Below are 23,396 nucleotides of genomic sequence, written 5' to 3'. Positions count from 1 at the left end.
TGGTCGTTCACCGCGGCGATCTCCGCGGCACGCACTGGAGAACGGCGGAGATCACCGGAGGGTGCGCCATCCGGGTGGCATTCCCACGACAGTATGAATCTCGGTCCGGACCGTAACCCTCCGTGTTGCCGCGGGCCAGGCGTGGGGCAGGGCGTATCAGCCGGTCACGCCATGGCGTACGGCCCACAGCGCGGCCTGGGTGCGGTCGGCGAGGTCGAGTTTCATCAGGATGTTGGAGACGTGCGTCTTGACGGTCTTCTCGGACAGGACGAGCGCGCGGGCTATCTCGCGGTTGGAGCGGCCGTCCGCGATCAGGCCGAGCACCTCTCGCTCCCGCTCGGTGAGCGAGCCGCCCCTGCCCTGCCCGGTGCCGGCCTCGTCCTGGGAGAGCAGGGCACCGGCGACCTCGGGCTGGAGCAGGATGTGCCCGGCGTGCACGGAGCGGATGGCGCCGGCCAGGGCGTCGGGATCGACGTCCTTGTAGACGTACCCGGCGGCGCCCGCGCGCAGGGCCGGGACGACCGTGCGCTGCTCGGTGAAGCTGGTGACGATGAGCACGCGCGCGGGGTTGTCGAGTTCGCGCAGTCTGCGCAGGGCGTCGATGCCGTCCATGCCCGGCATCTTCACGTCCATGAGGACGACGTCGGGCCGCAGTTCCTCGGCGCGGGCGACTCCCTCGGCGCCGTCGGCGGCCTCGCCGACGACCTCGATGTCGTCCTGGACCTCCAGGAAGGTGCGCAGGCCCCGGCGGACGACCTGGTGGTCGTCGACCAGCAGGACCTTGATCGGTTCACCCACCGGGGACCTCCATCTCGATCGTGGTGCCCTTGCCGGGCGCGGATTCCACGGTCAGCGTGCCGCCGACCCCGCTCGCCCGGTCCCGCATCGAGACGAGGCCGAGGTGGCGTCCGGCGCGGCGGACCGCCGTGGGGTCGAAGCCGCCGCCGTCGTCCGTGACGCGCAGGACGGCTCCGTTGCCGCGCCGGTCCACGGTCACGTCGACCCGGTCGGCGCCGGAGTGGCGCAGGGCGTTGTGCAGGGCCTCCTGGGCGACCCGGAGCAGGGCCTCCTCCTGGGCGGCGGGCAGGGCGCGGAAGCCGTTGCTGGTGAAGGTCACGCGCGCGGTGTGGGCGCGGTCGAGGACCCGTGTCTGGGTGCGCAGGGTGGCGATCAGGCCGTCCTCGTCCAGTGCGGCGGGCCGCAACTCCACGACGGCGGCGCGCAGTTCGTCGACGGCCTCGGCGGCGAGGGAGGCCACCTGGTGCAGTTCGCCCTTGGCGCGGGCGGGGTCGCGGTCGACCAGGGCGGCTGCCGCCTGGGCGGTCAGGCGCAGGGAGAACAGCTTCTGGCTGACCGCGTCGTGCAGTTCGTGGGCGAGGCGGGAGCGTTCCTCGGCGATGGTCAGTTCGCGGCTGCGCTCGTAGAGGCGGGCATTGGTGAGGGCGATGGCGGCGTGCTGGGCGAGGATGGAGAGCAGTTCCTCGTCCTCCTGGGTGAAGCCGCAACTCCCCTGGGGTTTGGGGCAGTTCTTGTTCGCGAGGAACAGGGCGCCGATGACCTCGTCGCCGTCGCGGATGGGCAGGCCCAGGAAGTCGACGAGGTCGGGGTGGGCGGACGGCCAGCCCTCGAAGCGGGGGTCCTTGCGCACGTCGGCGAGGCGCTCGGCCTTCGCCTCGTGCAGCATCGCGGCGAGGATGCCGTGCTGGCGCGGGAGCGGGCCGATGGCACGCCACTGCGCGTCGCTGACGCCGTCCACGACGAACTGGGCGAAACCGCCGTGGTCGTCGGGGACGCCGAGCGCGGCGTACTGCGCGTCGAGCAGCTCGCGCGCGGAGGCGACGATCGTCTTGAGGACGTCGCGCATCTCCAGGTGCCTGCTCATGGCCAGCAGCGCGGAACTCACCGCGGCGAGGCCGGACCGGGGGCCTTGACTCATGTTCCTCACGGTACCGGCGGGGTCCGACAGCGCGGATCGGACCGGTGACGGCGGGACCCGGTCCGCTGGGCCTAGATGAGTAAGTCCGAAGGGGCCGGGTGCATGAAGCGAGGGTCTCGTTGATCCGTTTGTGACGACAGACCTCGAAACCCTCGCGACAGCACTGTACGTGAAGATCGATGACTCTCTGGCGGGAACGCGGCGATGGGGACGCCCGCCCAGGCTGACGGATGCCGAACTGTTGACGCTGGCGGTGATGCAGGCCCTGCTCGGCTTCGTCTCCGAGGCCCGCTGGCTGCGCTTCGCCCGCGCCCATCTGTCCGCCGAGTTCCCCTACCTGCCCGGACAGTCCGGCTACAACAAACGCCTGCGGGCCGCGAACACGCTGATCAGCAAGTTCATCCGCACCCTCGCCCGTGACACCGACCTGTGGCACGACGACGTCTGGACCGTGGACTCCACCCCCGTGGAGTGCACCCGCTCACGGCCCACCGTCAAGCGCTCCGACCTGGCCGGCTGGGCCGGCTACGGCTACTGCCCCTCCCACTCCCGGTTCTTCTGGGGCCTGCGCCTGCACCTGATCTGCACCCCCGGCGGCCTGCCGATCACCTGGGCCCTGGCCCACCCCAAGACCGACGAACGCGAGGTCCTGGCCGACATGCTCACGGGTGACCAGGACCTGCTGGCCACACACCCGGGGCAGACGATCGTCGGCGACAAGGGCTACGTGTCCAAGCACCTCGACGCGTTCATGGCCGAGGCCTGACCCTGCTGCGGCCGACCTACCGCACCCTCACCGCCCGGCCCGGCGAGCACCTGCTCAAGCCCATCCGTCAGCTCATCGAGTCGGTCAACGACACCCTCAAGGGCCAACTCGACCTCGAACGCCACGGAGCCAGGACCCCGGCCGGGGTCCTCGCCCGTGTCGGACAAAGGATCCTGGCGATGACGGCCGCCATCTGGCACAACCGCAACACGGGCCAAGCCATCACCCGCTCACTGACCGCCTACGACCACTGACCAAGCCTTCGGACTTACTCATCTAGGCCTGGTGGCGTAGGCCGCCGGTTCCGGGGGCGGGGTGTGGGCCGCGGGTCCTGGGACGCCGGGCGTAGGCCGCCGGTACCGGGGCGCCGGGCGTACGCCGGAGGGCCTGCGACGTCGGGCGTACGCCGAAGGGCCCCGGTGCCTTGCGGCCCGCGTCCGAGGCGGTCCGAGGGGTGCCGTTCCTAGGTTGAGGTCACCGCCCGAGGGGGCGGTGAGCGACGAGGGGACGGTAGTCATGCCGGTAGCGATCATCACGGGGGCCTCGAAGGGCCTGGGGCGGGCGCTCGCCGAGGCGCTGGGCGCACGCGGCTGGGATCTGGTGCTCGACGCCCGGGGCGCCGACGCCCTCAAGGAGGCCGCGGAGGCGGTCGCGGGGCACGGTACGCGGGTGGTGGCGCTGCCCGGGGACGTCACGGACGGCGGGCACCGGGCGGAGCTGGTGGCCGCCGCGTGGCGGTTGGGCGGGGCCGACCTGCTGGTGAGCAACGCGAGCGCGCTGGGCGCCAAGCCGCTGGTCCGGCTGGCGGAGCTGCCGCCGGAGGGGCTGCGGCGGGCGCTGGAGGTGAACGTGGTGGCGGCGCTCGGGCTGGTCCAGGAGGCACTGCCGCTGCTGCACGCGTCGCCGGCGGGCACGGTGATCGCGGTCTCCTCGGACGCGGCGGCGGAGGCGTACGGGACGTGGGGCGGCTATGGCGCCTCCAAAGCGGCCCTGGACCAGCTCGCCGCGGTGCTCGGGGTGGAGGAGCCGGGACTGCGGGTGTGGGCGGTGGATCCCGGGGACATGGCGACGGACCTGTACGCGGCGGCCGTACCGGACGACGACGCTCCGCGTCCGGCGCCCGCCGATGTCGTACCGGCGTTCCTGCGGCTGCTGGACGAGCGGCCGGCCAGCGGGCGGTACGCGGCGCCGGCCCTGCTGGAGGCGCGGTGACCGTGTCCACGGGAGTCTGCCCGCTCGGGCCCCGGAAGCGGGGGGAGGTCCCCGCGGAGCTGTCCGCGCGCGTGCCCGCCGAGCAGCGGGGGCCGGGGCTGGGGCGGGACGCCGTACGGCTGATGGTGTCGCGCGGGACGGAGGTGGCGCACCACGCGTTCAGCGAGTTGCCGGGGCTGCTGCGGGCCGGGGATCTGCTGGTGGTGAACACCTCCCCGACGCTGGCCGCGGCGGTCGACGGCCGGATCGGGCACGCGCGCGTGGTGGTGCATTTCTCCACGCGCGGGGACGACGGGCGGTGGGCGGTCGAGCTGCGGGAACCGGACGGGCGCGGTACTACGCGCGCGCGTGCGGGCTCGCCCGCGGGGACAGAGGTGTCGCTGCCGGGCGGGGGGCGGCTGCTGCTGGAGGAGCCGCTGAGCGCGCGGGGTGAGCGGCTGTGGTGGGCGCGGGTCGCCGGGGCGGACGTACGGGAGGTGCTCGGCGGACACGGGCGGCCCATTCGCTACTCCTACACGGAGCGGGACCAGCCGCTGTCCGCGTACCAGACGGTGTTCGCGCTGCCGTCGCCGGACGGGGCGGGCAGTGCCGAGATGCCGAGCGCGGCCCGGCCCTTCACCGCGCGGCTGGTGGCGGAGCTGGTGAGCCGGGGGGTGTGGTTCGCGCCGGTGACGCTGCACACAGGGGTCTCGTCGGCGGAAGCGCACGAGCCGCCGTATCCGGAGCGGTTCTCGGTGCCGGAGGCGTCGGCGCGGCTGATCAACCAGGTCCGGACGCGTCGGGAAGGGCTCCATGCGCCTCCTCGGGCGGAGGGCGGCCGGGTGATCGCGGTGGGGACGACGGCGGTGCGGGCCGTGGAGTCGGCCGCGGGGCCGGACGGTGTGGTGCGGGCGGCCGAAGGGTGGACGGATCTGGTGGTGACCCCCGAGCGCGGGGTACGGGCGGTGGACGGGTTGCTGACCGGGCTGCACGAGCCGGAGGCGTCCCACCTGCTGATGCTGGAGGCGGTCGCCGGGCGGGCGGCGGTCGACCGTGCCTACGAGGAGGCGCTGCGGGCGCTCTACCTGTGGCACGAGTTCGGCGACGTCCATCTCATCCTTCCGGTGGAGAACCCTCACCCAGAGCATTGCGATGGCAACAAGAAGTGAGATGGCATGGCGCTCCATGTGAGCCCGCGCATAGGGCGTGCATCACGTACGAAAGGACATAGGAGATAAACGCCCCCGCATGAACGGGACAGACGGTCCTGTCTGTCCCGTTTTGCCCTTCCCTGATCCACTATCGGGCTTCGTACGTCACACCTTTGCCTGGGCATTTTGCGCCCGCTAAGAATTGCTTCCGTCGCTCAGCGCCGCGGGCTATCCGGCCCCGCGGCGTTCGTGTGGGAGGAGCCGATTCCCCCGGCGGACGCAGGAGCGACCTCCGCGCTATCGAAGAGGTCCATCAGCCATGCCCAAGAACATCCTCAACCGTGCTCACAGTCCTCAGCTGACCAAGCACCGCAATATCGCCGTCGCCGGTGTCGCCGCACTCGGCACCGCCGCCCTCGCCTTCTCGGCCGCTCCGAGCAACGCCGACACGGTCACCACCGGCGCCCCCGCCGCGACCGCGCAGGTCGCCGCCACCGGCACCGTCCTGAAGAACGTCAAGGGCACGGTCACGGACCAGCTCGCCGCCAAGAACATCAAGCTCGACACCCTCGCGGCGCAGAAGAAGGCCGCCGACGCCGCCGTCGCGAAGAAGGCCGCCGTCGACGCCGCCGTCAAGAAGGCCGCACAGGAGCGCGCCGTCACGGCCGCCGCCGGCCGCTCCACCCAGCGCCTGCAGATGGAGCCGGTCGCCGCGAAGACGTACGCCAACAACCTGGACGGCTGGATCCGCCAGTCCCTGGACATCATGAAGGCCAAGGGCATCCCGGGCAGCTACAACGGCCTGCACCGCAACATCATGCGGGAGTCCTCCGGCAACCCCAGCGCCATCAACAACTGGGACATCAACGCCGTCAACGGCATCCCGTCCAAGGGCCTGCTCCAGGTGATCCCGCCCACCTTCCAGGCGTACCACGTCCCCGGCACCTCCTGGAACATCTACGACCCGGTCGCCAACATCACCGCCGCCGCCAACTACGCGGCCCACCGGTACGGCTCGATCGACAACGTCAACAGCGCGTACTGAGGCCCTGGCGCGGGACCTCGACGACGTACGGCCGAAGGGCGGCACCCCCGCACAGGGGGTGCCGCCCTTCGGCGTCGTACGAGCGGGTGCCGCGGGGGCGCGCGGCTACTTGCGCATGACCTCCGGCTCGTGGCGGCGCAGGAAGCGGGCCACGAAGAAGCCGCAGAGCGCACCGAGCGCGATCAGCGCGATCATGTCCATGCTCCACGCGCCGACCGTGTGGTTCCACAGCGGGTCGTTGTCGCCGGCGGTCTCCGGCGGGCTGATCCGGTTGAAGTCCAGCGTGGCGCCGGCCGCGGCGACCGCCCAGCGGGACGGCATCAGGTACGAGAACTCGTTCACACCGACGGTGCCGTGCAGGGCGAACAGGCAGCCGGTGAAGACGACCTGGATGATCGCGAACATCACCAGCAGCGGCATGGTCTTCTCGGCCGTCTTCACCAGCGAGGAGATGATCAGGCCGAACATCATCGCGGCGAAGCCGAGCCCCATGATCGGCAGGGACAGCTCCAGCAGCGTGGCGTGCCCGAGGATGAGGCCCCGGTCCGGGATCTCGCGCCGGCCGAAGCCGATGACGCCGACCAGCAGCCCCTGGAACCCGGTGATCACGCCGAGCACGAACACCTTCGACATCAGGTACGCCGACCGGGACAGGCCGGTGGCGCGCTCCCGCTCGTAGATCACTCGTTCCTTGATCAGCTCGCGGACGGAGTTGGCGGCTCCGGCGAAGCAGGCGCCGACGGCCAGGATCAGCAGCACGGTGGTGGCGGTGCCGTTGGGCGCGATCTGGCCGGTCCGCGCGTTGGGGCCGTTGGGCAGCAGACCGTGGTCCGGGTGGATCAGCAGGCTGACCGAGCCGATGACGGCCGGCAGGAGCACCATCAGGGCCAGGAAGCCGCGGTCGGAGGCGATGACCGACACATAGCGCCGCACCAGGGTGACGAACTGGGAGAGCCAGCTCTGCGGCTTGGGCGGCCTGATCGCCTGCATCGGCTGCGTCTGGACCGCCTGCGGGGCGACCGAGTCGACGTCCGCGGCGTACATCTGGTAGTGCTGCGATCCCTTCCAGCGGCCCGCCCAGTCGTAGTCGCGGTAGTTCTCGAAGGCGGAGAAGACGTCGGCCCAGCTGTCGTAGCCGAAGAAGTTCAGCGCCTCCCCCGGCGGGCCGAAGTAGGCGACCGCGCCGCCCGGCGCCATCACCAGCAGCTTGTCGCACAGCGCCAGCTCGGCCACCGAGTGGGTGACGACGAGCACGGTACGGCCGTCGTCGGCGAGGCCGCGCAGCAGCTGCATGACGTCGCGGTCCATGCCCGGGTCGAGGCCGGAGGTCGGCTCGTCCAGGAAGATCAGCGACGGCTTGGTCAGCAGCTCAAGGGCCACCGACACGCGCTTGCGCTGGCCGCCGGAGAGCGAGGTGACCTTCTTGTCCTTGTGGATGTCGAGCTTCAGCTCGCGCAGCACCTCGTCGATGCGGGCGTCGCGCTCCTGGGCCGTGGTGTCGGCGGGGAAGCGCAGCTTGGCCGCGTACTTCAGGGCCTTCTTGACGGTCAGCTCCTTGTGCAGGATGTCGTCCTGCGGGACCAGACCGATGCGCTGACGGAGCTCGGCGAACTGCTTGTACAGGTTCCGGTTGTCGTACAGCACCTCGCCCTGGTTGGCGGGCCGGTAGCCGGTGAGCGCCTTGAGCAGGGTCGACTTGCCGGAACCGGAGGGGCCGATCACCGCGATCAGCGACTTCTCGGGTACGCCGAAGGAGACGTCCTTGAGGATCTGCTTGCCGCCGTCGACCGTGACGGTCAGATGGCGGGCCGAGAAGGAGACCTCACCGGTGTCGACGAACTCTTCGAGGCGGTCGCCGACGATCCGGAAGGTGGAGTGGCCGACGCCGACGATGTCGGTCGGGCCGAGCAGCTGCGCGCTGCCCTTCGGGATCGGCTGGCCGTTGACGAAGGTGCCGTTGTGCGAACCGAGGTCGCGGATCTCGAAGCGGCCGTCGGGCGTGGCGTGGAACTCGGCGTGGTTCCGGGAGACCTGGAGGTCGGAGACGACCAGGTCGTTCTCCAGGGCACGGCCGATGCGCATCACGCGGTCGAGCGCGAACTGGTGGAACGTGGTCGGGCTGCGGTCGCCGTGGACCGGCGGCGCCCCCTCGCCACCACCGGGCGTCTTCTGCGCGTACTGCTCGGCGGGGCCGGCCTGCTGGTGCGGGAACGCGGGCGGCTGCTGCCAGCCGGCCTGGGGGGCGGGGTGCTGCGCGGGCGCCTGGTGGGGTACGGCCTGCTGCGGGGCGGGCTGCTGGTGCGCGGGCGCCTGCTGCCAGCCGGGGGCGCCGGCGCCCTGGGCCGCGTACGGCGCCGCTGCCTGCGGCTGCTGGGCCGGGCCGCCGACCGGTGCCGTGGACGCCGACAGGTTCAGCCGCGGTCCGTCGGTCGCGTTGCCGAGGTGCAGCGACGAGCCGGGGCCGATCTCCATGTGCTGGATCCGCTGGCCCTGCGCGTACGTGCCGTTGGTGCTGCCGTGGTCCTCGATGACCCAGCTGCGGCCGTTGAAGCTGACCGTGGCGTGCCGCCAGGAGACCCTGGCGTCGTCGAAGACGATGTCCCCCTGCGGATCACGTCCGAGGCTGTATGCCCTGGATGGATCGAGCATCCAGGTATGTCCATTTGTTTCGAGTACGAGTTCCGGCACTCCATGCCCCACTGAGTTGTCCCCCGAGTTACCCCCGTCGCAGGGAGTCTAGGGATGTCGAACATCGTGGGGAACTATTTCAGGCTCGGCCCCAGGACCGAAACTCGGGCCTTGGCAAGGGGTTCGAGGGGGGTTGGAGCGCTGGGGGCGGGTGGTTCGTTCTTTACTGCGTCCCCCTGCGTCGGTTCTACGTGCTTGCGTGTGAAGGGAGTTGTCACGGCGTCGGCCGAACTTCTCGTACGGGCGCGGTGGTCAGTGGATCGGTTTGTGATGTCCGGTGGTGGCGGTACCGCTGACGCTGCCGGCCGGAGAGCCGGCAGGGACGCGCGTTCTGGTGGCAGGGGCTGCCCGCCGCGCTCGGCTGCACCGACGGGTGCACGGTGGCCGGGTCGTAGACAGCGCCGTCGGCTTCCTCGGCCCCGCAAGCCGTGGCGGGGGCTGCCGACGGCTTCACACCACCCCGAGAGGCGGCCCGGACCACCGGCGCGCCGTCCCCGGACGCCGCTCCGGTGGCCGCGCCCGCCGTCGTCTCCGTCTGCCGTTCAGCCCGAGGCGTGGGACCCTCGTGATGGAGCCGGGCGGTATCGCTCGCGCGGCAGGGGTGCCGTCTTCCGGTGGCAAGATCCTCGACACCGGGTCGACACCCATTGTTCCGTGTCCGTCAGGCGGACCTCGGCGGCGAGAGGCACTGGGTGCCGGATACGGTGGTGACACCATGAGCGCTTCGCAGACCTCCGCTTCGCAGACCCCCGAGGTCCCCACCCTCCTCGTCAAGATCTTCGGCAAGGACCGGCCGGGCATCACGGCCGGCCTCTTCGACACCCTCGGCGCCTACCTCGTCGACGTGGTCGACATCGAGCAGGTCGTCACCCGGGGCCGCCTGGTGCTGTGCGTGCTGGTGACCCAGCCGCCGGCCGGCCTGGAGGGCGACCTGCGGGCCACCGTGCACAGCTGGGCCGAGTCGATGAAGATGCAGGCGGAGATCATTTCCGGGCACGGCGACAACCGGCCGCGCGGCCTCGGGCGCTCCCTGGTGACCGTCCTCGGCCACCCGCTCACCGCCGAGTCGACCGCCGCGATCGCCGACCGGATCGCGAAGGCCGGCGGCAACATCGACCGTATCTTCCGGCTGGCCAAGTATCCGGTGACGGCGGTGGAGTTCGCGGTGTCCGGCGTGGAGACCGAACCGCTGCGCACCGCCCTGGCCTCCGACGCGGCGGCACTGGGTGTCGACATCGCGGTGGTCTCGGCGGGTCTGCACCGGCGCGCCCAGCGGCTGGTGGTCATGGATGTGGACTCGACCCTGATCCAGGACGAGGTCATCGAGCTGTTCGCCGCGCACGCCGGCTGTGAGGACCAGGTCGCCGAGGTGACGGCGGCGGCGATGCGCGGGGAGCTGGACTTCGAGCAGTCGCTGCACGCGCGCGTGGCGCTGCTGAAGGGGCTGGACGCGTCGGTGGTGGAGAAGGTGCGCGAGGAGGTCCGGCTGACGCCGGGCGCGCGCACGCTGATCCGCACCCTGAAGCGGCTCGGCTACCAGGTGGGAGTCGTCTCCGGTGGGTTCACCCAGGTGACCGACGACCTGAGGGAGCGGCTGGGGCTGGACTTCGCGCAGGCCAACACGCTGGAGATCGTCGACGGGAAGCTGACCGGCCGGGTCACCGGCGAGATCGTGGACCGGGCGGGCAAGGCGCGGCTGCTGCGCCGCTTCGCGGCGGAGGCCGGGGTGCCGCTGTCGCAGACGGTGGCGATCGGTGACGGCGCGAACGACCTGGACATGCTGAACGCGGCGGGCCTGGGCGTGGCCTTCAACGCCAAGCCGGTGGTCCGGGAGGCGGCGCACACGGCGGTGAACTTCCCCTTCCTCGACACGGTCCTCTACCTCCTCGGCATCACCCGGGAAGAGGTCGAGGCCGCCGACATGCACGACGACGAGGACTGAGCGGCGAGGACTGAGCGGGGGCCCGCCCGCGCCCGCCCGCCGGGAGGGCGCCCGTGCCCGGGCCAGCGGGAGGGCCCGGCACCCTGTGCGGTGCCGGGCCCTTCGCCGTCCGGAGCGCCGCGCCGGCGCCGGGTCACTCGGAGGGCGCCCAGTAGTCCACGAGTGTGGCCACACCGGGCTCGACGCCCTTCCAGGGGCCGTCGAAGGACAGCAGGGCGAAGGCGGCTGCGGGGAAGCCACGCCGGTCCATCCGCTCACGGGCGTCGTCGTCGGCCGCGCCGGCCAGGATGTCGGCCAGACCGTGCACGCCGGGGTTGTGGCCGATCAGGATCACGTTCCGCACCTCGTCCGGGACCTCGTTGAGCACGGCGATCAGCTCGCCGGGCGAGGCCTCGTAGACCCGCTCCTCGTAGACGGTCTTCGGCCGGTGCGACAGCTCGTGCACCGCGAGCTTCCACGTCTCGCGGGTGCGGGTCGCCGTGGAGCACAGGGCCAGGTCGATGGTGATGCCGGTGTCGGCCAGCTTGCGTCCGGCGACGGCGGCGTCCGTACGGCCCCGCTCGGCGAGCGGGCGCTCGTGGTCGGGGACCTGGGGCCAGTCGGCCTTCGCGTGCCGGAAGAGGACGATCCTGCGGGGTTCTGCGACGCTCATGGGTCCCAGCTTCGCATGAAACAGGCGGCCCGGCTCAGGGAGTTGACATGCGGATTCACCGCGTGAGGGGGCTTGTCCTCAGCGCGCGAGGAGCTGCTGGGCGCGCTCCAGGAGCCGCGTGATCGCCGGGTCGCCGGTCGCCGCGTGGGCATCCGACGGGTTCAGTATCAGCGCGAGCAGCACGAGGAACGCGAGGGCGGGCAGGGCGAGCGCCCACCAGGGCAGCCTGATGTCGACGCCGCCGGTGGTCGCCGAGTGGGGCCGGGAGTGGGTGCGGGCCGCCATGGTCGCCTCCGAGAGTCCTCAAGCTGGTCCGTGACCGCCCGGTGCGGTCACCTCTCGAAGGTACGGAAGCCGGGGCCGCCAACCCATCCGGAGTTCCACCCAGTTGACCCTGACCCTTGCCCCCTAGGGGATGGTGGGGTCAGCCCCACCATCCGTCCGGCAGCCCCGGCAGCCCCGGAAGACCGGGAGAGACCGGAGAGCCCGGGGAGCAGGGAAAAGCGGGCGAACCGGGCGAAACACCCCAGGTCAAGCCGGAAACGCCTCAGGTCAAGCCAGCAACGTCTCAGGTGAAGCCGCCAGCGCCTCAGGTGCCGCCGTCACGGGGACGCGAGGGTCGCCACGACGGCGATGATCACGAAGATGGCGAGGAACGCGCCGAAGACGAGCAGCATCTTCTTCTGGCCGTTCTTCGGGTTCGGGTCGAGCACAGGCTGCATGCGCCCAGTCTCGCACCTCGCCCCCGCTTCACGGCGCCGGGGGCACCCGGTCGGGTCAGCGCGCCGCCTCGTCCTCCACCGTCCGGTCGCGGCCCGCCAGGAAGCCCACCACCATCTGCGGCACCATGAGGGCCGCCATGAGGGCGAGGGGCAGTCCCCAGCCGCCGCTCTGCTGGTAGAGCACGCCGACCAGCAGGGGGCCGGGGATGGAGATCAGATAGCCGGTGCTCTGGGCGAACGCGGACAGCTGGGCCACGCCCGGACCGCTGTGGGCCCGCATGCCGACCATCGTCAGCGCGAGCGGGAAGGCGCAGTTGGAGACCCCGAGCAGCAGGGCCCAGGCCCAGGCGCCGGCGGCCGGGGCGAGGTACAGCCCGGCGTACCCGGCGAGGCCGCAGGCGCCCAGGACCAGCACGATCGGGCCCTGGTGGGGCAGCCGGGTGGCGACCCTCGGGATGACGAAGGCCAGCGGCACACCCATCACCATGGTGACGGCGAGCAGCACGCCCGCGGTGCCCGCGGACACACCGGCGTCCCGGAAGATCTGCGGCATCCAGCCCATGGTGATGTAGGCGGCGGTGGCCTGGAGACCGAAGAAGACGGCGAGCGCCCAGGCGGTGCGGCTGCGGGTGATCCGCAGGGGAGCCTGCTGCCGCTCCGCCCCGCGCGCGGGCTCCCGCCGCTCGGCGGCGGTGCTTCGGTCGCGGACGAGCGGCAGCCAGGGCAGGACGGCGGCGGCGGCGAGGGCCGCCCACACGGCGAGGCCGGACTGCCAGCCGCCGCCCAGGGCGTCGGTCAGCGGGACGGTCACCGCGGCGGCGGCGGAGGTGCCGAGGGCGAGGGCCATCGAGTACAGGCCGGTCATGGAGCCGACCCGGTCGGGGAACCAGCGCTTGACGATGACCGGCATCAGGACGTTGCTGACGGCGATACCCATGAGGGCGAGCGCGCTGGCGGCCAGGAATCCGGCGGTGTTGCCGACGAACGGCCGTATGAGCAGCCCGGCGGTGATGGCGGCCATGCCGGCGCACACCACGGCGGCCGGTCCGAAGCGGCGGGCCAGGCGGGGCGCGGTGACACCGAAGACGGCGAAGCACAGCGGGGGCACGGAGGTGAGCAGTCCGGCCACGCCGCCGCTCATGCCGAGCCCGTCGCGGACCTCCTCCAGGAGGGCGCCGAGGCTGGTGATGGCCGGGCGGAGGTTGAGCGCGGAGAGCACGATGCCGAGGACGACCAGCCGGGCCGTCCACGCGCGCGTGCCGCCCGCGCCGGGCGTCGTCTCCTGGATGCGCGTCGCGGCCGTACCGCGTTCGGTCGGTGACATCGCGGTACGGGTCTCCCCTGTCCGGGTTTCCTCACTAGCCATGAGGTCATCATAGAATCATGGGATGATTGGTTGTCCAACCCCGCACTACCCGTGGCCCGCGCGCCCCGGCCCCTCGTGCGAAGGTGTGCCATGCCTTTGAGCCACCCGCGCCGTTCGGCGCTCTCCGAGCAGGTCATCGCCGCGCTGCGCCACCAGATCACGTCCGGCGAGTGGCCGGTCGGGTCGCGCATCCCGACGGAGCCGGAACTGGTCGAGCAGCTCGGTGTCGCCCGCAACACGGTCCGTGAGGCCGTCCGCGCGCTCGCCCACAACGGTCTGCTGGACATCCGCCAGGGCTCGGGGACGTACGTGGTGGCCACAAGCGAGCTGGCCGGGGTGATGCACCGCCGTTTCGCCGGCGCCGACCCGCGGCACATCGCCGAGCTGCGGTCCACGCTGGAGTCGGCCGCGGCGAAGCTGGCCGCCGAGCGGCGCACCGAGAAAGACCTCAAGCAGCTCGACGCGCTGCTGGCCCGGCGCGAGGAGATCTGGGAGAGCGGCGACACGGAGGCCTTCGTGACCGCCGACGCCACCTTCCATCTGGCCGTGGTGGCCGCGTCCCACAACGACGTGATGACCGCGATGTACGCCGACCTGGGCGAGGTGATGCGGGACTGGCTGCGCGCGGACGTCGGGGCGGGGCTGACCCCGGAGGCGTACATGGACCACACGCGCCTGGTGGACGCGATCCGCGCGGGCGACGCGGAGGCGGCGGCGACGGAGGCCGCGAGCTATCCGTTCCTGTGCAACCCGGGGCGGTTCACCGCACCTTCTGGTGACTGATCCACACCGAGCGGACCTCCTTCCAGCACCGGCCGCTCAGCCGTACGGTCATCGCGGCCCCGGCGTCCACCGGGGCGCTGTCGGTGTCGATGTCCCACCAGCGGTCGCACTCGATGTGCAGCCGCACACGGTCGGTGTCGACATAGGGGTTGTGGCAGTACGTCACCACGTGGGAACCCCGGACGGCCGTGCGGCACGAGGCGCCGAACCGGTTCGGTGCGGGCGGCTTGCCGTCGCTCACGCGCGCGTGCGGCAGCGCGTCGTACGGCAGGGACAGGACGAGGGCGAGGGCCACGGTCACCGGGGCCAGGCTGCGGGACAGGCGCACCAGGGGACCTCCTCGGCCGGGCGGCGCGGGGACGAGCGAGGGAAGGCGTAATCCAGGGTGCGCCGTCCGCGCGGCGGCGGCCCGGCCGGTGAGCCGAATGGGTGGCGGCTCCCCCCGCCGAACGGGCGACGCCCCGCCCCCCGCCGGTGGCGGGGAACGGGGCGTCGGTGCGGTCCCGCGGCGATCAGGCGCCGATGGCGTGCAGACCGCCGTCGACGTGGATGATCTCGCCGGTGGTCTTCGGGAACCAGTCGCTCAGCAGGGCGACGACGCCGCGGCCGGCCGGCTCCGGGTCCTTCAGGTCCCACTCCAGCGGGGAGCGGGTGTCCCACACGGAGGCCAGCTCGCCGAAGCCCGGGATGGACTTGGCGGCCATGGAGCCGAGCGGGCCCGCCGAGATGAGGTTGCAGCGGATGTTCTGCTTGCCCAGGTCGCGGGCGATGTAGCGGCTGGTCGCCTCCAGGGCGGCCTTGGCCGGGCCCATCCAGTCGTACTGCGGCCAGGCGAACTGCGCGTCGAAGGTGAGGCCGACGACCGAGCCGCCGTTCTGCATCAGCGGCAGGCAGGCCATCGTGAGCGCCTTCAGGGAGTACGCCGAGACGTGCATGGCGGTGGCGACCGACTCGAACGGCGTGTTCAGGAAGTTGCCGCCGAGGGCGTCCTGCGGGGCGAAACCGATGGAGTGGACGACGCCGTCGAGGCCGCCCAGCTCCTCGCCGACCACGTCGGCCAGGCGGGCGAGGTGCTCGTCGTTGGTGACGTCCAGCTCGATGACCTTGGTGGGCTTCGGCAGCTTCTTGGCGATGCGCTCGGTCAGGGTGGGCCGCGGGAACGCGGTCAGGATGATCTCGGCGCCCTGCTCCTGGGCCAGCTTGGCAGTGTGGAAGGCGATGGAGGACTCCGTCAGCACGCCCGTGATGAGGATGCGCTTGCCGTCGAGGATTCCGCTCATGGTGATCAGTGACCCATTCCCAGTCCGCCGTCAACCGGGATGACGGCTCCAGTGATGTACGAGGCGTCGTCCGAGGCGAGGAACCGCACCGTCGCGGCGATCTCCTCGGGCTGCGCGTAACGGCCGAGCGGCACCTGAGAGACGATGTTCTGGCGCTGCTCGTCGGTGAGCACCTTGGTCATGTCGGTGTCGACGAAACCGGGCGCAACGACGTTGAAGGTGATGTTGCGCGAGCCCAGCTCCCGGGCGAGGGAACGCGCGAAGCCGACCAGGGCGGCCTTGGATGCGGCGTAGTTCGCCTGGCCCGCCGAGCCGAGCAGGCCGACCACGGACGAGATCAGGACGACGCGGCCCTTCTTGGCGCGCAGCATGCCGCGGTTGGCACGCTTGACGACACGGAAGGTGCCCGTGAGGTTGGTGTCGATGACCGAGGTGAAGTCCTCCTCGGACATGCGCATGAGGAGCTGGTCCTTGGTGATGCCCGCGTTGGCGATCAGGACCTCGACCGGACCGTGCTGCTCCTCGATCTCCTTGTAGGCCTGCTCCACCTGCTCGGGGTCGGTGATGTCGCACTTGACGGCCAGGCAGCCCAACTCCGTCAAGGCGGCCGGCGGCTCACCCGAGCGGTACGTGATCGCGACCTTGTCGCCGGCGTCGGCGAATACGCGGGCGATGGCGAGGCCGATGCCCCGGTTGCCTCCGGTGACGAGAACCGAGCGGCTCAACGGATCACCCTTTCGATAGCGGTTGCACACATCCGCCCGAACACTCGGATGACAGGCGGCTTCAGCGAAAACCTATCGGTAACGGCACGCGCAGGGGCGAGCGGGCACCGACAGTGGCGCGGGGGTGTCACTGTCGGGTCTCTACAGAACGCGTCGTTCCGGAACCGAAAGGTGTGGTCCGCCGGGCCGGTCCCGCGACATGATCGGAACCGACAGGCCACGACAGCAGGGAGACCTCCGTGCCTCATTCCATCGACGAAGCCTTCACGGCGCTTCCCCTACGGGCCCTCGCCGACGCCGCGCTCGCACGCGCGCGTGCGCTGGGGGCCGAGCACGCGGACTTCCGGTTCGAGCGGGTGCGCAGCGCGTCCTGGCGGCTGCGGGACGCGCGGCCCTCCGGATCGTCGGACACCACCGACCTGGGGTACGCGGTCCGGGTGGTGCACGGCGGCACGTGGGGCTTCGCCTCCGGGGTGGATCTGACCATGGACGCCGCCGCCCGGGTCGCCTCGCAGGCGGTGGCCATGGCCAAGCTGTCCGCGCAGGTGATCAAGGCCGCCGGGTCCGACGAGAGGGTCGAGCTGGCCGACGAGCCGGTGCACGCCGACCGGACGTGGGTCTCGTCGTACGAGATCGACCCGTTCTCGGTGCCGGACGAGGAGAAGTCCGCGCTGCTCGCGGAGTGGAGCGCGCGGCTGCTGGCCGCGCCGGGCGTCGACCATGTGGACGCCTCGCTGCTCACCGTGCACGAGAACAAGTTCTACGCCGACACCGCCGGCACCGTGACCACCCAGCAGCGGGTGCGGCTCAATCCGCAGCTGACGGCCGTGTCGGTGGACGAGTCGAGCGGGGAGTTCGACTCCATGCGCACCATCGCGCCGCCGGTGGGTCGCGGCTGGGAGTATCTGACCGGCACCGGCTGGGACTGGGACGGCGAACTGGAGCGGATCCCGGAGCTGCTCGCCGAGAAGATGCGGGCGCCGAGCGTGGAGCCGGGCCCGTACGACCTGGTGATCGACCCCTCCAACCTGTGGCTGACCATCCACGAGTCCATCGGGCACGCCACCGAGCTGGACCGCGCCCTCGGCTACGAGGCCGCCTACGCCGGCACCTCCTTCGCCACCTTCGACCAGCTGGGCAAGCTGAAGTACGGCTCCGAGCTGATGAACGTCACCGGCGACCGCACCGCCGAGCACGGCCTCGCGACCATCGGCTACGACGACGAGGGCGTGGCGGCGCAGTCCTGGGACCTGGTGAAGGACGGCACACTGGTCGGCTACCAGCTCGACCGGCGGATCGCGCGGCTGACCGGGTTCGAGCGGTCCAACGGGTGCGCGTTCGCCGACTCGCCGGCGCACGTGCCGGTGCAGCGCATGGCCAACGTGTCCCTCCAGCCGGACCCGGCCGGGCTGTCCACCGAGGACCTGATCGGCGGTGTCGACCGGGGCATCTACGTCGTCGGCGACCGGTCCTGGTCGATCGACATGCAGCGCTACAACTTCCAGTTCACCGGCCAGCGCTTCTTCAAGATCGAGAACGGGCGGATCACCGGGCAGCTCAAGGACGTCGCCTACCAGGCCACGACCACGGAGTTCTGGGGCTCCATGGCCGCCGTCGGCGGGCCGCAGACCTATGTCCTCGGCGGTGCCTTCAACTGCGGCAAGGCCCAGCCGGGCCAGGTGGCGGCCGTGTCCCACGGGTGCCCGTCCGCCCTGTTCAAGGGCGTCAACATTCTGAACACCACGCAGGAGGCCGGTCGATGAGCGCCCGTACCCACAAGCCGCACGAGGTCGTCGAGCAGGCGCTGGCGCTGTCCCGGGCCGACGGCTGTGTCGTCATCGCCGACGAGCACTCCACCGCCAACCTGCGCTGGGCGGGCAACGCGCTCACCACCAACGGGGTGACGCGGGGCCGTACGCTCACCGTGATCGCGACCGTGGACGGCGCGCAGGGCACCGCCTCCGGTGTGGTGTCCCGGTCCGCGGTCACCGCCGGGGAGCTGGAGCCGCTGGTGCGGGCCGCGGAGGCCGCCGCGCGCGGTGCCGGGCCCGCCGAGGACGCGCAGCCGCTGGTCGGCGGGGTGCCGGAGTCCCCGGACTTCACGGACGCGCCCGCCGAGACCTCCTCCGCCGTGTTCGCCGACTTCGCGCCGGCGCTCGGCGAGGCCTTCGCACGCGCGCGTGCCGGCGGCAGGGAACTGTACGGGTTCGCCAACCACGAGATGGTCTCGACGTACGTCGGGACGTCCACCGGGCTGCGCCTCAGGCACGACCAGCCCTCCGGCACGCTGGAGCTGAACGCCAAGTCCCCGGACCGTGCGCGCTCGGCGTGGGCCGGCCGGTCCACGCGGGACTTCAAGGACGTCGACCCGGGCGCCATGGACGCCGAGCTGGCCGTACGGCTCGGCTGGGCGGAGCGGCGCGTGGAGCTGCCCGCGGGCCGCTACGAGACGCTGCTGCCGCCGACCGCCGTGGCGGACCTGCTGATCTACCAGCTCTGGTCGGCGTCGGGCCGGGACGCGGCCGAGGGCCGGACGGTGTTCTCCAAGCCGGGTGGGGGCACGCGGGTCGGTGAGAAGCTGAGCGAGCTGCCGCTGACCCTGCGCAGCGACCCGAACGAGCCGGGGCTTCAGTGCCCGCCCTTCGTGGTCGCGCACTCCTCCGGCGGCGACCAGTCGGTGTTCGACAACGGGCTGCCGACCCACGCCACCGACTGGATCTCCGAGGGCGTGCTGAAGCACCTGACCACCACCCGGCACAGCGCGGGCCTGACCGGGCTGCCGGTCGCCCCGGTGCTCGGCAACCTGATCCTGGACGGCGGTGACGACCGTTCCCTGGAGGAGATGGTCGCGGACACCGAGCGCGGGCTGCTGCTGACCTGCCTGTGGTACATCCGGGAGGTCGACCCGGCGACGCTGCTGCTGACGGGCCTGACCCGGGACGGCGTCTACCTCGTGGAGAACGGGGAGGTGACCGGGCAGGTGAACAACTTCCGGTTCAACGAGTCGCCGGTGAGCCTGCTCGGCCGGGCCACGGAGGCCGGGCGGACGGAGAAGACGCTGCCACGCGAGTGGAGCGACTGGTTCACACGGGCCGCGATGCCAGCGCTGCGGGTCCCCGATTTCAACATGAGCTCTGTCAGTCAGGGCGTATAACCTCGTAGGCGTTCGTGGTCGGGTGTCACCCGGCCGCCCGAAGATCACCAAGGAGACACGAGAACCGTGACGGACATCGTCGACGAGCTGAAGTGGCGGGGGCTCATCGCCCTCTCCACGGACGAGGACGCACTGCGCAAGGCGTTCGCGGACGGCCCCGTCACGTTCTATTGCGGCTTCGACCCGACCGCGCCCAGCCTGCACCTCGGCAACCTCGTGCAGATCCTGACGATGCGCCGCATCCAGGAGGCGGGCAACCGTCCGCTGGCGCTGGTCGGCGGTGCCACGGGCCTCATCGGCGACCCGAAGCCCACGGCCGAGCGCACGCTGAACGCGCCGGAGGTGGTGGCCGGCTGGGTGGAGCGGCTGCGCGCGCAGATCGAGCCGCTGCTCCACTTCGACGGGCCGAACGCCGCGGTGATGGTCAACAACCTGGACTGGACCCAGGGCCTGTCGGCCATCGAGTTCCTGCGGGACATCGGCAAGTACTTCCGGGTCAACAAGATGATCGCCAAGGAGGCCGTCTCCCGCCGGCTCAACTCCGACGCGGGCATCAGCTACACCGAGTTCAGCTACCAGATCCTCCAGGGCATGGACTTCCTGGAGCTGTACCGGCGGCACGGCTGCACGCTCCAGACCGGCGGCAGCGACCAGTGGGGCAACCTCACCTCGGGCACGGACCTGATCCACCGGGTCGAGCCGGAGGCCGTGGTGCACGCGCTGGGCACCCCGCTGATCACCAAGGCGGACGGCACCAAGTTCGGCAAGACCGAGTCCGGCACGGTGTGGCTCGACCCCGAGATGACCACGCCGTACGCGTTCTACCAGTTCTGGGTCAACGCGGACGACCGGGACGTCTCCAAGTTCCTGCGCATCTTCAGCTTCCGGTCCCGTGAGGAGATCGAGGACCTGGAGCGGCAGACGCAGGAGCGTCCGCAGGCCCGGGCGGCGCAGCGGGCGCTCGCCGAGGAGCTGACGACGCTGGTGCACGGCGCCGGGCAGACGGCCGCGGTGATCGCCGCGTCCCGCGCCCTGTTCGGGCAGGGCGAGCTCGCGGAGCTGGACGAGCGGACGCTGGCGGCGGCGCTGTCCGAGGTGCCGAACATCCAGGTCACCGAGCTGGCTCCGGTGACCGACCTGTTCGCCGAGGTCGGCCTGGTCGCCAGCAAGTCCGCCGCGCGGCGGACCGTGAAGGAGGGCGGGGCCTACGTGAACAACGTGAAGGTCACGGCCGAGGACGCGGTGCCGTCCGCCGGGGACCTGATTCACGGGCGGTGGCTGGTGCTGCGGCGCGGGAAGAAGAACCTGGCCGCCGTGGAGGTCACGGGCGCCTGAGCGTCGTAGGGGCGTGGGGCGGCCGGCGACCGCGGCCACCGCGTCGTGGCCGGTCGTGCGGCCCCGCGCTCCTTTCGGCTCAGGCCCGCTGCTGCTTCCGCTTGCCCAGCGTCGCCATGTACAGGGCGTCCACCGCGGCGACGATGATGATCGCGGCCACGAGCTGGAAGATGTGGCGGCTCCAGTCGATGCCGGGGGTCGCCTCCACACCGACGGCGCGGGCGACCGCGTTGCCCACGATGGCGCCCAGCATGCCGCAGATCGTGGTCAGCCACAGGGGGCTGTGCTGCTTGCCCGGGATGATCGCCTTGGCGATGAGACCCAGCACGAATCCCACGATGATCGCCCACAACCAGCCCATGGCTGCCTCCTCGTACGGCTCGACGTGAGCATTACGGCCAGTGTGGTTCGGTCCGCCGTACGGCGCATGTCGGGTTCCCCCGTACGCGGCGGGGCCCCGGGCGTCGTCGCAGGCCGGTGGTGACCCGGTCTCGAAGGCGGCGCGGGCGCGGCGTAACGTGGGAGGTGTCCCGGCCGGTTCCCCGCCGGAGGTGGACGAGGGTGCGGGCCGGGGAGAGTCCGATGCGGGCGGATGGTGGAATGTGATGCGGAAACAGCACGGCGGCAGCGTCCAGGTGTTCCGGATCACCGGCGCCCGGGCCGGACTCGCCGAGGATGTCCGGGGCCGGCAGCGGCGGTATGTGATCTCCATGGGGATCCGTACCGTGTCGGTGATTCTCGCGGTCTCCCTGTGGAACGTCGAGCGGTACGTCGCGATCGTCGCGCTCGTGCTCGGCGCGGTCCTGCCCTATATCGCGGTGGTGGTCGCCAACGCGGGCCGGGAAAGGCCGCCGTCTCTGCCGTCCACGTTCGTCACCGCGCCGATGCGGCCGATGATCGCGCCGTCGGGGGCCGAGGACGGACGGTCGGATTCCGCGTGGGAGTCCGTGCGGGAATCCGCGGCGCAGGACGCGCCGACGAATCCGGCGCCCGAAGCGCGCGGTGAGCGCGCCGATCCGGTCTGAGCACGGCGGACGCATGGAAGCGGAATGCGACCATGTGGCAAGCTCAAGAAAAGCTCAGATCAATCCTGTTGTTCCGGTGCCGGGCGGCGGGGTACCCGTGACATACTGCGTACGCGCTCCGCATCCCCCGTCGGAGCGATGGACCGACGCCGGGCAGCTCCCCCCGTGGCTGCCCGGCGTCGCCTTGTTTGAGCCCATGAGACGAACCCGAGACGAACCGTGAGTGACGAGACCCCGATCTGCTCCGCCAAGGGCTGCCGTGCCGCCGCCGTGTGGGTGCTGGCGTGGAACAACCCGAAGGTGCACACGCCGGAGCGGCGCAAGACATGGCTGGCCTGCGAGGAGCACCGCGAGCATCTGTCGCAGTTCCTCGGGGTGCGGGGCTTCCTGAAGGACGTGGTGGCGTTCGACGAGTGGCGGGCGGCCGAGGGCGCCTAGGGTCTTTCGTTTGGATCAGGCCCGCGAGCCCGGCATGATCCGAACAAGAGGTCCTAGCCGCCGATCGCGGACATCGGGCGGTCCGGCTGGACGAACGACGGGTCGTCCAGGCCCGCTCCTGCCTTCTTGCCCCACATGGCGAGCTTCCAGATGCGGGCGATCTCCTCGTCCGGGGCGTCCGAGCGCAGGGCCGCGCGCAGGTCGGTCTCCTCGGTGGCGAACAGGCAGGTGCGTATCTGGCCGTCGGCGGTCAGGCGGGTGCGGTCGCAGGCCGCGCAGAACGGCCGGGTGACCGAGGCGATCACACCGACGCGGTGCGGGCCGCCGTCCACCAGCCAGCGCTCGGCCGGGGCCGAGCCGCGCTCGTCCGCGCCCTCGGGGCTGAGGTCGAAGCGGGTGCGCAGGGAGGTCAGGATGTCCCCGGCGGTGACCATGCCCTCGCGCTTCCAGCCGTGCTGGGCGTCCAGGGGCATCTGCTCGATGAAGCGCAGTTCGTAGTCGTGCTCCACCGCCCAGGCGAGCAGGTCCGGGGCCTCGTCGTCGTTCACCCCCGGCATCAGGACCGCGTTGACCTTGACGGGGCTCAGACCGGCTTCGCGGGCGGCCTCCAGGCCCTCCAGCACGTCCTTGTGGCGGTCGCGGCGGGTGAGGGTCTTGAAGACGTCCGGGCGCAGGGTGTCCAGGGAGACGTTGACCCGGTCCAGGCCCGCCGCCTTCAGCGCGGTCGCGGTGCGCCGGAGGCCGATGCCGTTGGTGGTCAGGGACATCTGGGGGCGCGGGTCGAGGGCGGCGACGCGCTCGACGATGCCGACCAGGCCCGGGCGCAGCAGGGGCTCACCGCCGGTGAAGCGGACCTCCTCGATGCCTAGCTCGCGGACCGCGATGTCGATGAGGCGGACGATCTCGTCGTCCGTGAGCAGGTCGGGCTTGGCCAGCCATTGCAGGCCCTCCTCGGGCATGCAGTAGGTGCACCGCAGGTTGCACCGGTCGGTCAGCGAGACCCTCAGATCGGTGGCCACTCGGCCGTAGGTGTCGATGAGCACGTGGGTCCCCTCCCTCTCCCGGTCACTCGTCGCCGGGCGCGCGTGCGTCGTCCGTCACCTGCGAGCCTACGTGACGCCGCCGACATCGACAGCTCAAGATCCCACGAGGTACGGCTCGACCGCGTCGTAGGACCGTACAGTCCGTGCCGACGCG

General features: G+C 71.5%; 22 protein-coding genes and 1 pseudogene. 11 read left to right on the top strand and 12 right to left on the bottom strand.

Annotated elements, in window-relative coordinates:
- Positions 1-156: 156 nt before the first annotated feature.
- Both AQJ11_RS21065 and AQJ11_RS21060 read right to left on the bottom strand, forming a co-directional pair.
- Entirely contained in the window at positions 157-798 is a 642-nt protein-coding gene (locus AQJ11_RS21065) for a response regulator (protein WP_014671860.1), read from the bottom strand.
- Positions 791-1,936 (bottom strand): GAF domain-containing sensor histidine kinase, encoded by a 1,146-nt coding sequence (locus AQJ11_RS21060; RefSeq protein ID WP_041665083.1) that lies wholly within the window; start codon positions 1,934-1,936, stop codon positions 791-793. The genes AQJ11_RS21065 and AQJ11_RS21060 overlap by 8 nt, the downstream gene beginning before the upstream one ends.
- Before the next feature lie 130 nt (positions 1,937-2,066).
- Between AQJ11_RS21060 and AQJ11_RS21055 the strand changes: the two are divergent.
- The 4 genes and pseudogenes from AQJ11_RS21055 (at position 2,067) to AQJ11_RS21040 (ending at position 6,089) form a co-directional block, all read left to right on the top strand.
- A pseudogene (locus AQJ11_RS21055) lies at positions 2,067-2,956 on the top strand (IS982 family transposase).
- Between the two features lie 262 nt (positions 2,957-3,218).
- Positions 3,219-3,914: an SDR family NAD(P)-dependent oxidoreductase gene (locus AQJ11_RS21050; RefSeq protein WP_059264018.1), complete on the top strand. Its 696-nt coding sequence runs from the start codon at positions 3,219-3,221 to the stop codon at positions 3,912-3,914.
- On the top strand, positions 3,911-5,062 hold the full coding sequence (locus AQJ11_RS21045; RefSeq protein WP_059264017.1) for an S-adenosylmethionine:tRNA ribosyltransferase-isomerase: 1,152 nt from the start codon (positions 3,911-3,913) through the stop codon (positions 5,060-5,062). Before AQJ11_RS21050 ends, AQJ11_RS21045 begins: the two co-directional genes overlap by 4 nt.
- A 301-nt stretch (positions 5,063-5,363) precedes the next feature.
- Positions 5,364-6,089 carry a transglycosylase SLT domain-containing protein gene (locus AQJ11_RS21040; protein WP_059264016.1) on the top strand — a complete coding sequence of 242 codons (726 nt, stop codon included), beginning with the start codon at positions 5,364-5,366 and terminating at the stop codon, positions 6,087-6,089.
- 105 nt (positions 6,090-6,194) lie between these two features.
- Here AQJ11_RS21040 and AQJ11_RS21035 read toward each other — a convergent pair whose 3' ends face one another.
- Positions 6,195-8,777: an ABC transporter ATP-binding protein/permease gene (locus AQJ11_RS21035; protein ID WP_425265012.1), complete on the bottom strand. Its 2,583-nt coding sequence runs from the start codon at positions 8,775-8,777 to the stop codon at positions 6,195-6,197.
- A gap of 715 nt (positions 8,778-9,492) precedes the next feature.
- Here AQJ11_RS21035 and serB point away from each other — a divergent pair.
- Entirely contained in the window at positions 9,493-10,719 is a 1,227-nt protein-coding gene (gene serB / locus AQJ11_RS21030) for a phosphoserine phosphatase SerB (protein ID WP_014671866.1), read from the top strand.
- Between the two features lie 133 nt (positions 10,720-10,852).
- On the opposite strand, the gene AQJ11_RS21025 is transcribed toward serB, so the two are convergent.
- The 4 genes from AQJ11_RS21025 to AQJ11_RS21015 all read right to left on the bottom strand — a co-directional run bounded on the left by AQJ11_RS21025 (position 10,853) and on the right by AQJ11_RS21015 (position 13,417).
- Entirely contained in the window at positions 10,853-11,371 is a 519-nt protein-coding gene (locus AQJ11_RS21025; RefSeq protein WP_014671867.1) for a SixA phosphatase family protein, read from the bottom strand.
- 78 nt (positions 11,372-11,449) lie between these two features.
- Positions 11,450-11,656: a hypothetical protein gene (locus AQJ11_RS21020; protein WP_059264014.1), complete on the bottom strand. Its 207-nt coding sequence runs from the start codon at positions 11,654-11,656 to the stop codon at positions 11,450-11,452.
- Between the two features lie 317 nt (positions 11,657-11,973).
- The gene (locus AQJ11_RS52135) at positions 11,974-12,093 is read right to left on the bottom strand and encodes an SGM_5486 family transporter-associated protein (RefSeq protein WP_014671869.1); all 120 of its coding nucleotides are present in this window, start codon (positions 12,091-12,093) and stop codon (positions 11,974-11,976) included.
- A gap of 55 nt (positions 12,094-12,148) precedes the next feature.
- The gene (locus AQJ11_RS21015; RefSeq protein WP_059264013.1) at positions 12,149-13,417 is read right to left on the bottom strand and encodes a CynX/NimT family MFS transporter; all 1,269 of its coding nucleotides are present in this window, start codon (positions 13,415-13,417) and stop codon (positions 12,149-12,151) included.
- 132 nt (positions 13,418-13,549) lie between these two features.
- Here AQJ11_RS21015 and AQJ11_RS21010 point away from each other — a divergent pair, with 132 nt between their 5' ends.
- Entirely contained in the window at positions 13,550-14,242 is a 693-nt protein-coding gene (locus AQJ11_RS21010) for a FadR/GntR family transcriptional regulator (RefSeq protein WP_014671871.1), read from the top strand.
- On the opposite strand, the gene AQJ11_RS21005 is transcribed toward AQJ11_RS21010, so the two are convergent.
- From AQJ11_RS21005 to fabG, 3 genes are all read right to left on the bottom strand, one after another.
- The gene (locus AQJ11_RS21005) at positions 14,220-14,570 is read right to left on the bottom strand and encodes a hypothetical protein (RefSeq protein ID WP_014671872.1); all 351 of its coding nucleotides are present in this window, start codon (positions 14,568-14,570) and stop codon (positions 14,220-14,222) included. The two genes, AQJ11_RS21010 and AQJ11_RS21005, sit on opposite strands and share 23 nt — an antisense overlap.
- Before the next feature lie 184 nt (positions 14,571-14,754).
- Positions 14,755-15,522: an enoyl-ACP reductase FabI gene (gene fabI, locus AQJ11_RS21000; RefSeq protein ID WP_014671873.1), complete on the bottom strand. Its 768-nt coding sequence runs from the start codon at positions 15,520-15,522 to the stop codon at positions 14,755-14,757.
- A 5-nt stretch (positions 15,523-15,527) separates the two neighbouring features.
- Complete coding sequence (gene fabG / locus AQJ11_RS20995; protein ID WP_014671874.1) at positions 15,528-16,247, bottom strand: 3-oxoacyl-[acyl-carrier-protein] reductase; 720 nt, start codon at positions 16,245-16,247, stop codon at positions 15,528-15,530.
- 239 nt (positions 16,248-16,486) lie between these two features.
- On the opposite strand from fabG, the gene AQJ11_RS20990 reads away from it, so the two are divergent.
- The 3 genes from AQJ11_RS20990 to tyrS all read left to right on the top strand — a co-directional run bounded on the left by AQJ11_RS20990 (position 16,487) and on the right by tyrS (position 20,736).
- Positions 16,487-18,010 carry a TldD/PmbA family protein gene (locus tag AQJ11_RS20990; RefSeq protein ID WP_014671875.1) on the top strand — a complete coding sequence of 508 codons (1,524 nt, stop codon included), beginning with the start codon at positions 16,487-16,489 and terminating at the stop codon, positions 18,008-18,010.
- Positions 18,007-19,401 carry a TldD/PmbA family protein gene (locus AQJ11_RS20985; protein ID WP_059264012.1) on the top strand — a complete coding sequence of 465 codons (1,395 nt, stop codon included), beginning with the start codon at positions 18,007-18,009 and terminating at the stop codon, positions 19,399-19,401. The genes AQJ11_RS20990 and AQJ11_RS20985 overlap by 4 nt, the downstream gene beginning before the upstream one ends.
- 66 nt (positions 19,402-19,467) lie before the next feature.
- Positions 19,468-20,736 carry a tyrosine--tRNA ligase gene (gene tyrS / locus AQJ11_RS20980; protein ID WP_058080026.1) on the top strand — a complete coding sequence of 423 codons (1,269 nt, stop codon included), beginning with the start codon at positions 19,468-19,470 and terminating at the stop codon, positions 20,734-20,736.
- Positions 20,737-20,815: 79 nt separating this feature from the next.
- Here the strand turns inward: tyrS and AQJ11_RS20975 are convergent, their stop codons facing one another.
- Positions 20,816-21,097 (bottom strand): GlsB/YeaQ/YmgE family stress response membrane protein, encoded by a 282-nt coding sequence (locus tag AQJ11_RS20975; RefSeq protein ID WP_014671878.1) that lies wholly within the window; start codon positions 21,095-21,097, stop codon positions 20,816-20,818.
- Positions 21,098-21,341: 244 nt separating this feature from the next.
- On the opposite strand from AQJ11_RS20975, the gene AQJ11_RS20970 reads away from it, so the two are divergent.
- Positions 21,342-21,761 (top strand): DUF3099 domain-containing protein, encoded by a 420-nt coding sequence (locus AQJ11_RS20970; protein ID WP_059264011.1) that lies wholly within the window; start codon positions 21,342-21,344, stop codon positions 21,759-21,761.
- 219 nt (positions 21,762-21,980) lie between these two features.
- On the top strand, positions 21,981-22,199 hold the full coding sequence (locus tag AQJ11_RS20965) for a hypothetical protein (RefSeq protein ID WP_014671880.1): 219 nt from the start codon (positions 21,981-21,983) through the stop codon (positions 22,197-22,199).
- A gap of 53 nt (positions 22,200-22,252) precedes the next feature.
- On the opposite strand, the gene moaA is transcribed toward AQJ11_RS20965, so the two are convergent.
- Entirely contained in the window at positions 22,253-23,242 is a 990-nt protein-coding gene (gene moaA / locus AQJ11_RS20960; RefSeq protein WP_014671881.1) for a GTP 3',8-cyclase MoaA, read from the bottom strand.
- Positions 23,243-23,396 lie beyond the last annotated feature (154 nt).

Origin of the sequence: Streptomyces corchorusii (assembly GCF_001514055.1) — a bacterium.
Classification (GTDB): Bacteria; Actinomycetota; Actinomycetes; order Streptomycetales; family Streptomycetaceae; genus Streptomyces; species Streptomyces olivaceoviridis.
Note: the sequence above shows the minus strand (reverse complement) of the source record. Positions and strands in the feature narration are given on the sequence as shown.

Excerpts from the sequence above, each read along its gene's own strand:
- fabI (WP_014671873.1), bottom strand. The coding sequence starts at position 15,522 with ATGAGCGGAATCCTCGACGGCAAGCGCATCCTCATCACGGGCGTGCTG.
- AQJ11_RS20970 (WP_059264011.1), top strand. The coding sequence starts at position 21,342 with ATGCGGAAACAGCACGGCGGCAGCGTCCAGGTGTTCCGGATCACCGGC.
- serB (WP_014671866.1), top strand. The coding sequence starts at position 9,493 with ATGAGCGCTTCGCAGACCTCCGCTTCGCAGACCCCCGAGGTCCCCACC.
- AQJ11_RS21025 (WP_014671867.1), bottom strand. The coding sequence starts at position 11,371 with ATGAGCGTCGCAGAACCCCGCAGGATCGTCCTCTTCCGGCACGCGAAG.
- AQJ11_RS21020 (WP_059264014.1), bottom strand. The coding sequence starts at position 11,656 with ATGGCGGCCCGCACCCACTCCCGGCCCCACTCGGCGACCACCGGCGGC.
- AQJ11_RS21040 (WP_059264016.1), top strand. The coding sequence starts at position 5,364 with ATGCCCAAGAACATCCTCAACCGTGCTCACAGTCCTCAGCTGACCAAG.
- AQJ11_RS21010 (WP_014671871.1), top strand. The coding sequence starts at position 13,550 with ATGCCTTTGAGCCACCCGCGCCGTTCGGCGCTCTCCGAGCAGGTCATC.
- AQJ11_RS21060 (WP_041665083.1), bottom strand. The coding sequence starts at position 1,936 with ATGAGTCAAGGCCCCCGGTCCGGCCTCGCCGCGGTGAGTTCCGCGCTG.
- AQJ11_RS20975 (WP_014671878.1), bottom strand. The coding sequence starts at position 21,097 with ATGGGCTGGTTGTGGGCGATCATCGTGGGATTCGTGCTGGGTCTCATC.
- AQJ11_RS21015 (WP_059264013.1), bottom strand. The coding sequence starts at position 13,417 with ATGTCACCGACCGAACGCGGTACGGCCGCGACGCGCATCCAGGAGACG.
- AQJ11_RS52135 (WP_014671869.1), bottom strand. The coding sequence starts at position 12,093 with ATGCAGCCTGTGCTCGACCCGAACCCGAAGAACGGCCAGAAGAAGATG.
- AQJ11_RS20985 (WP_059264012.1), top strand. The coding sequence starts at position 18,007 with ATGAGCGCCCGTACCCACAAGCCGCACGAGGTCGTCGAGCAGGCGCTG.
- AQJ11_RS21050 (WP_059264018.1), top strand. The coding sequence starts at position 3,219 with ATGCCGGTAGCGATCATCACGGGGGCCTCGAAGGGCCTGGGGCGGGCG.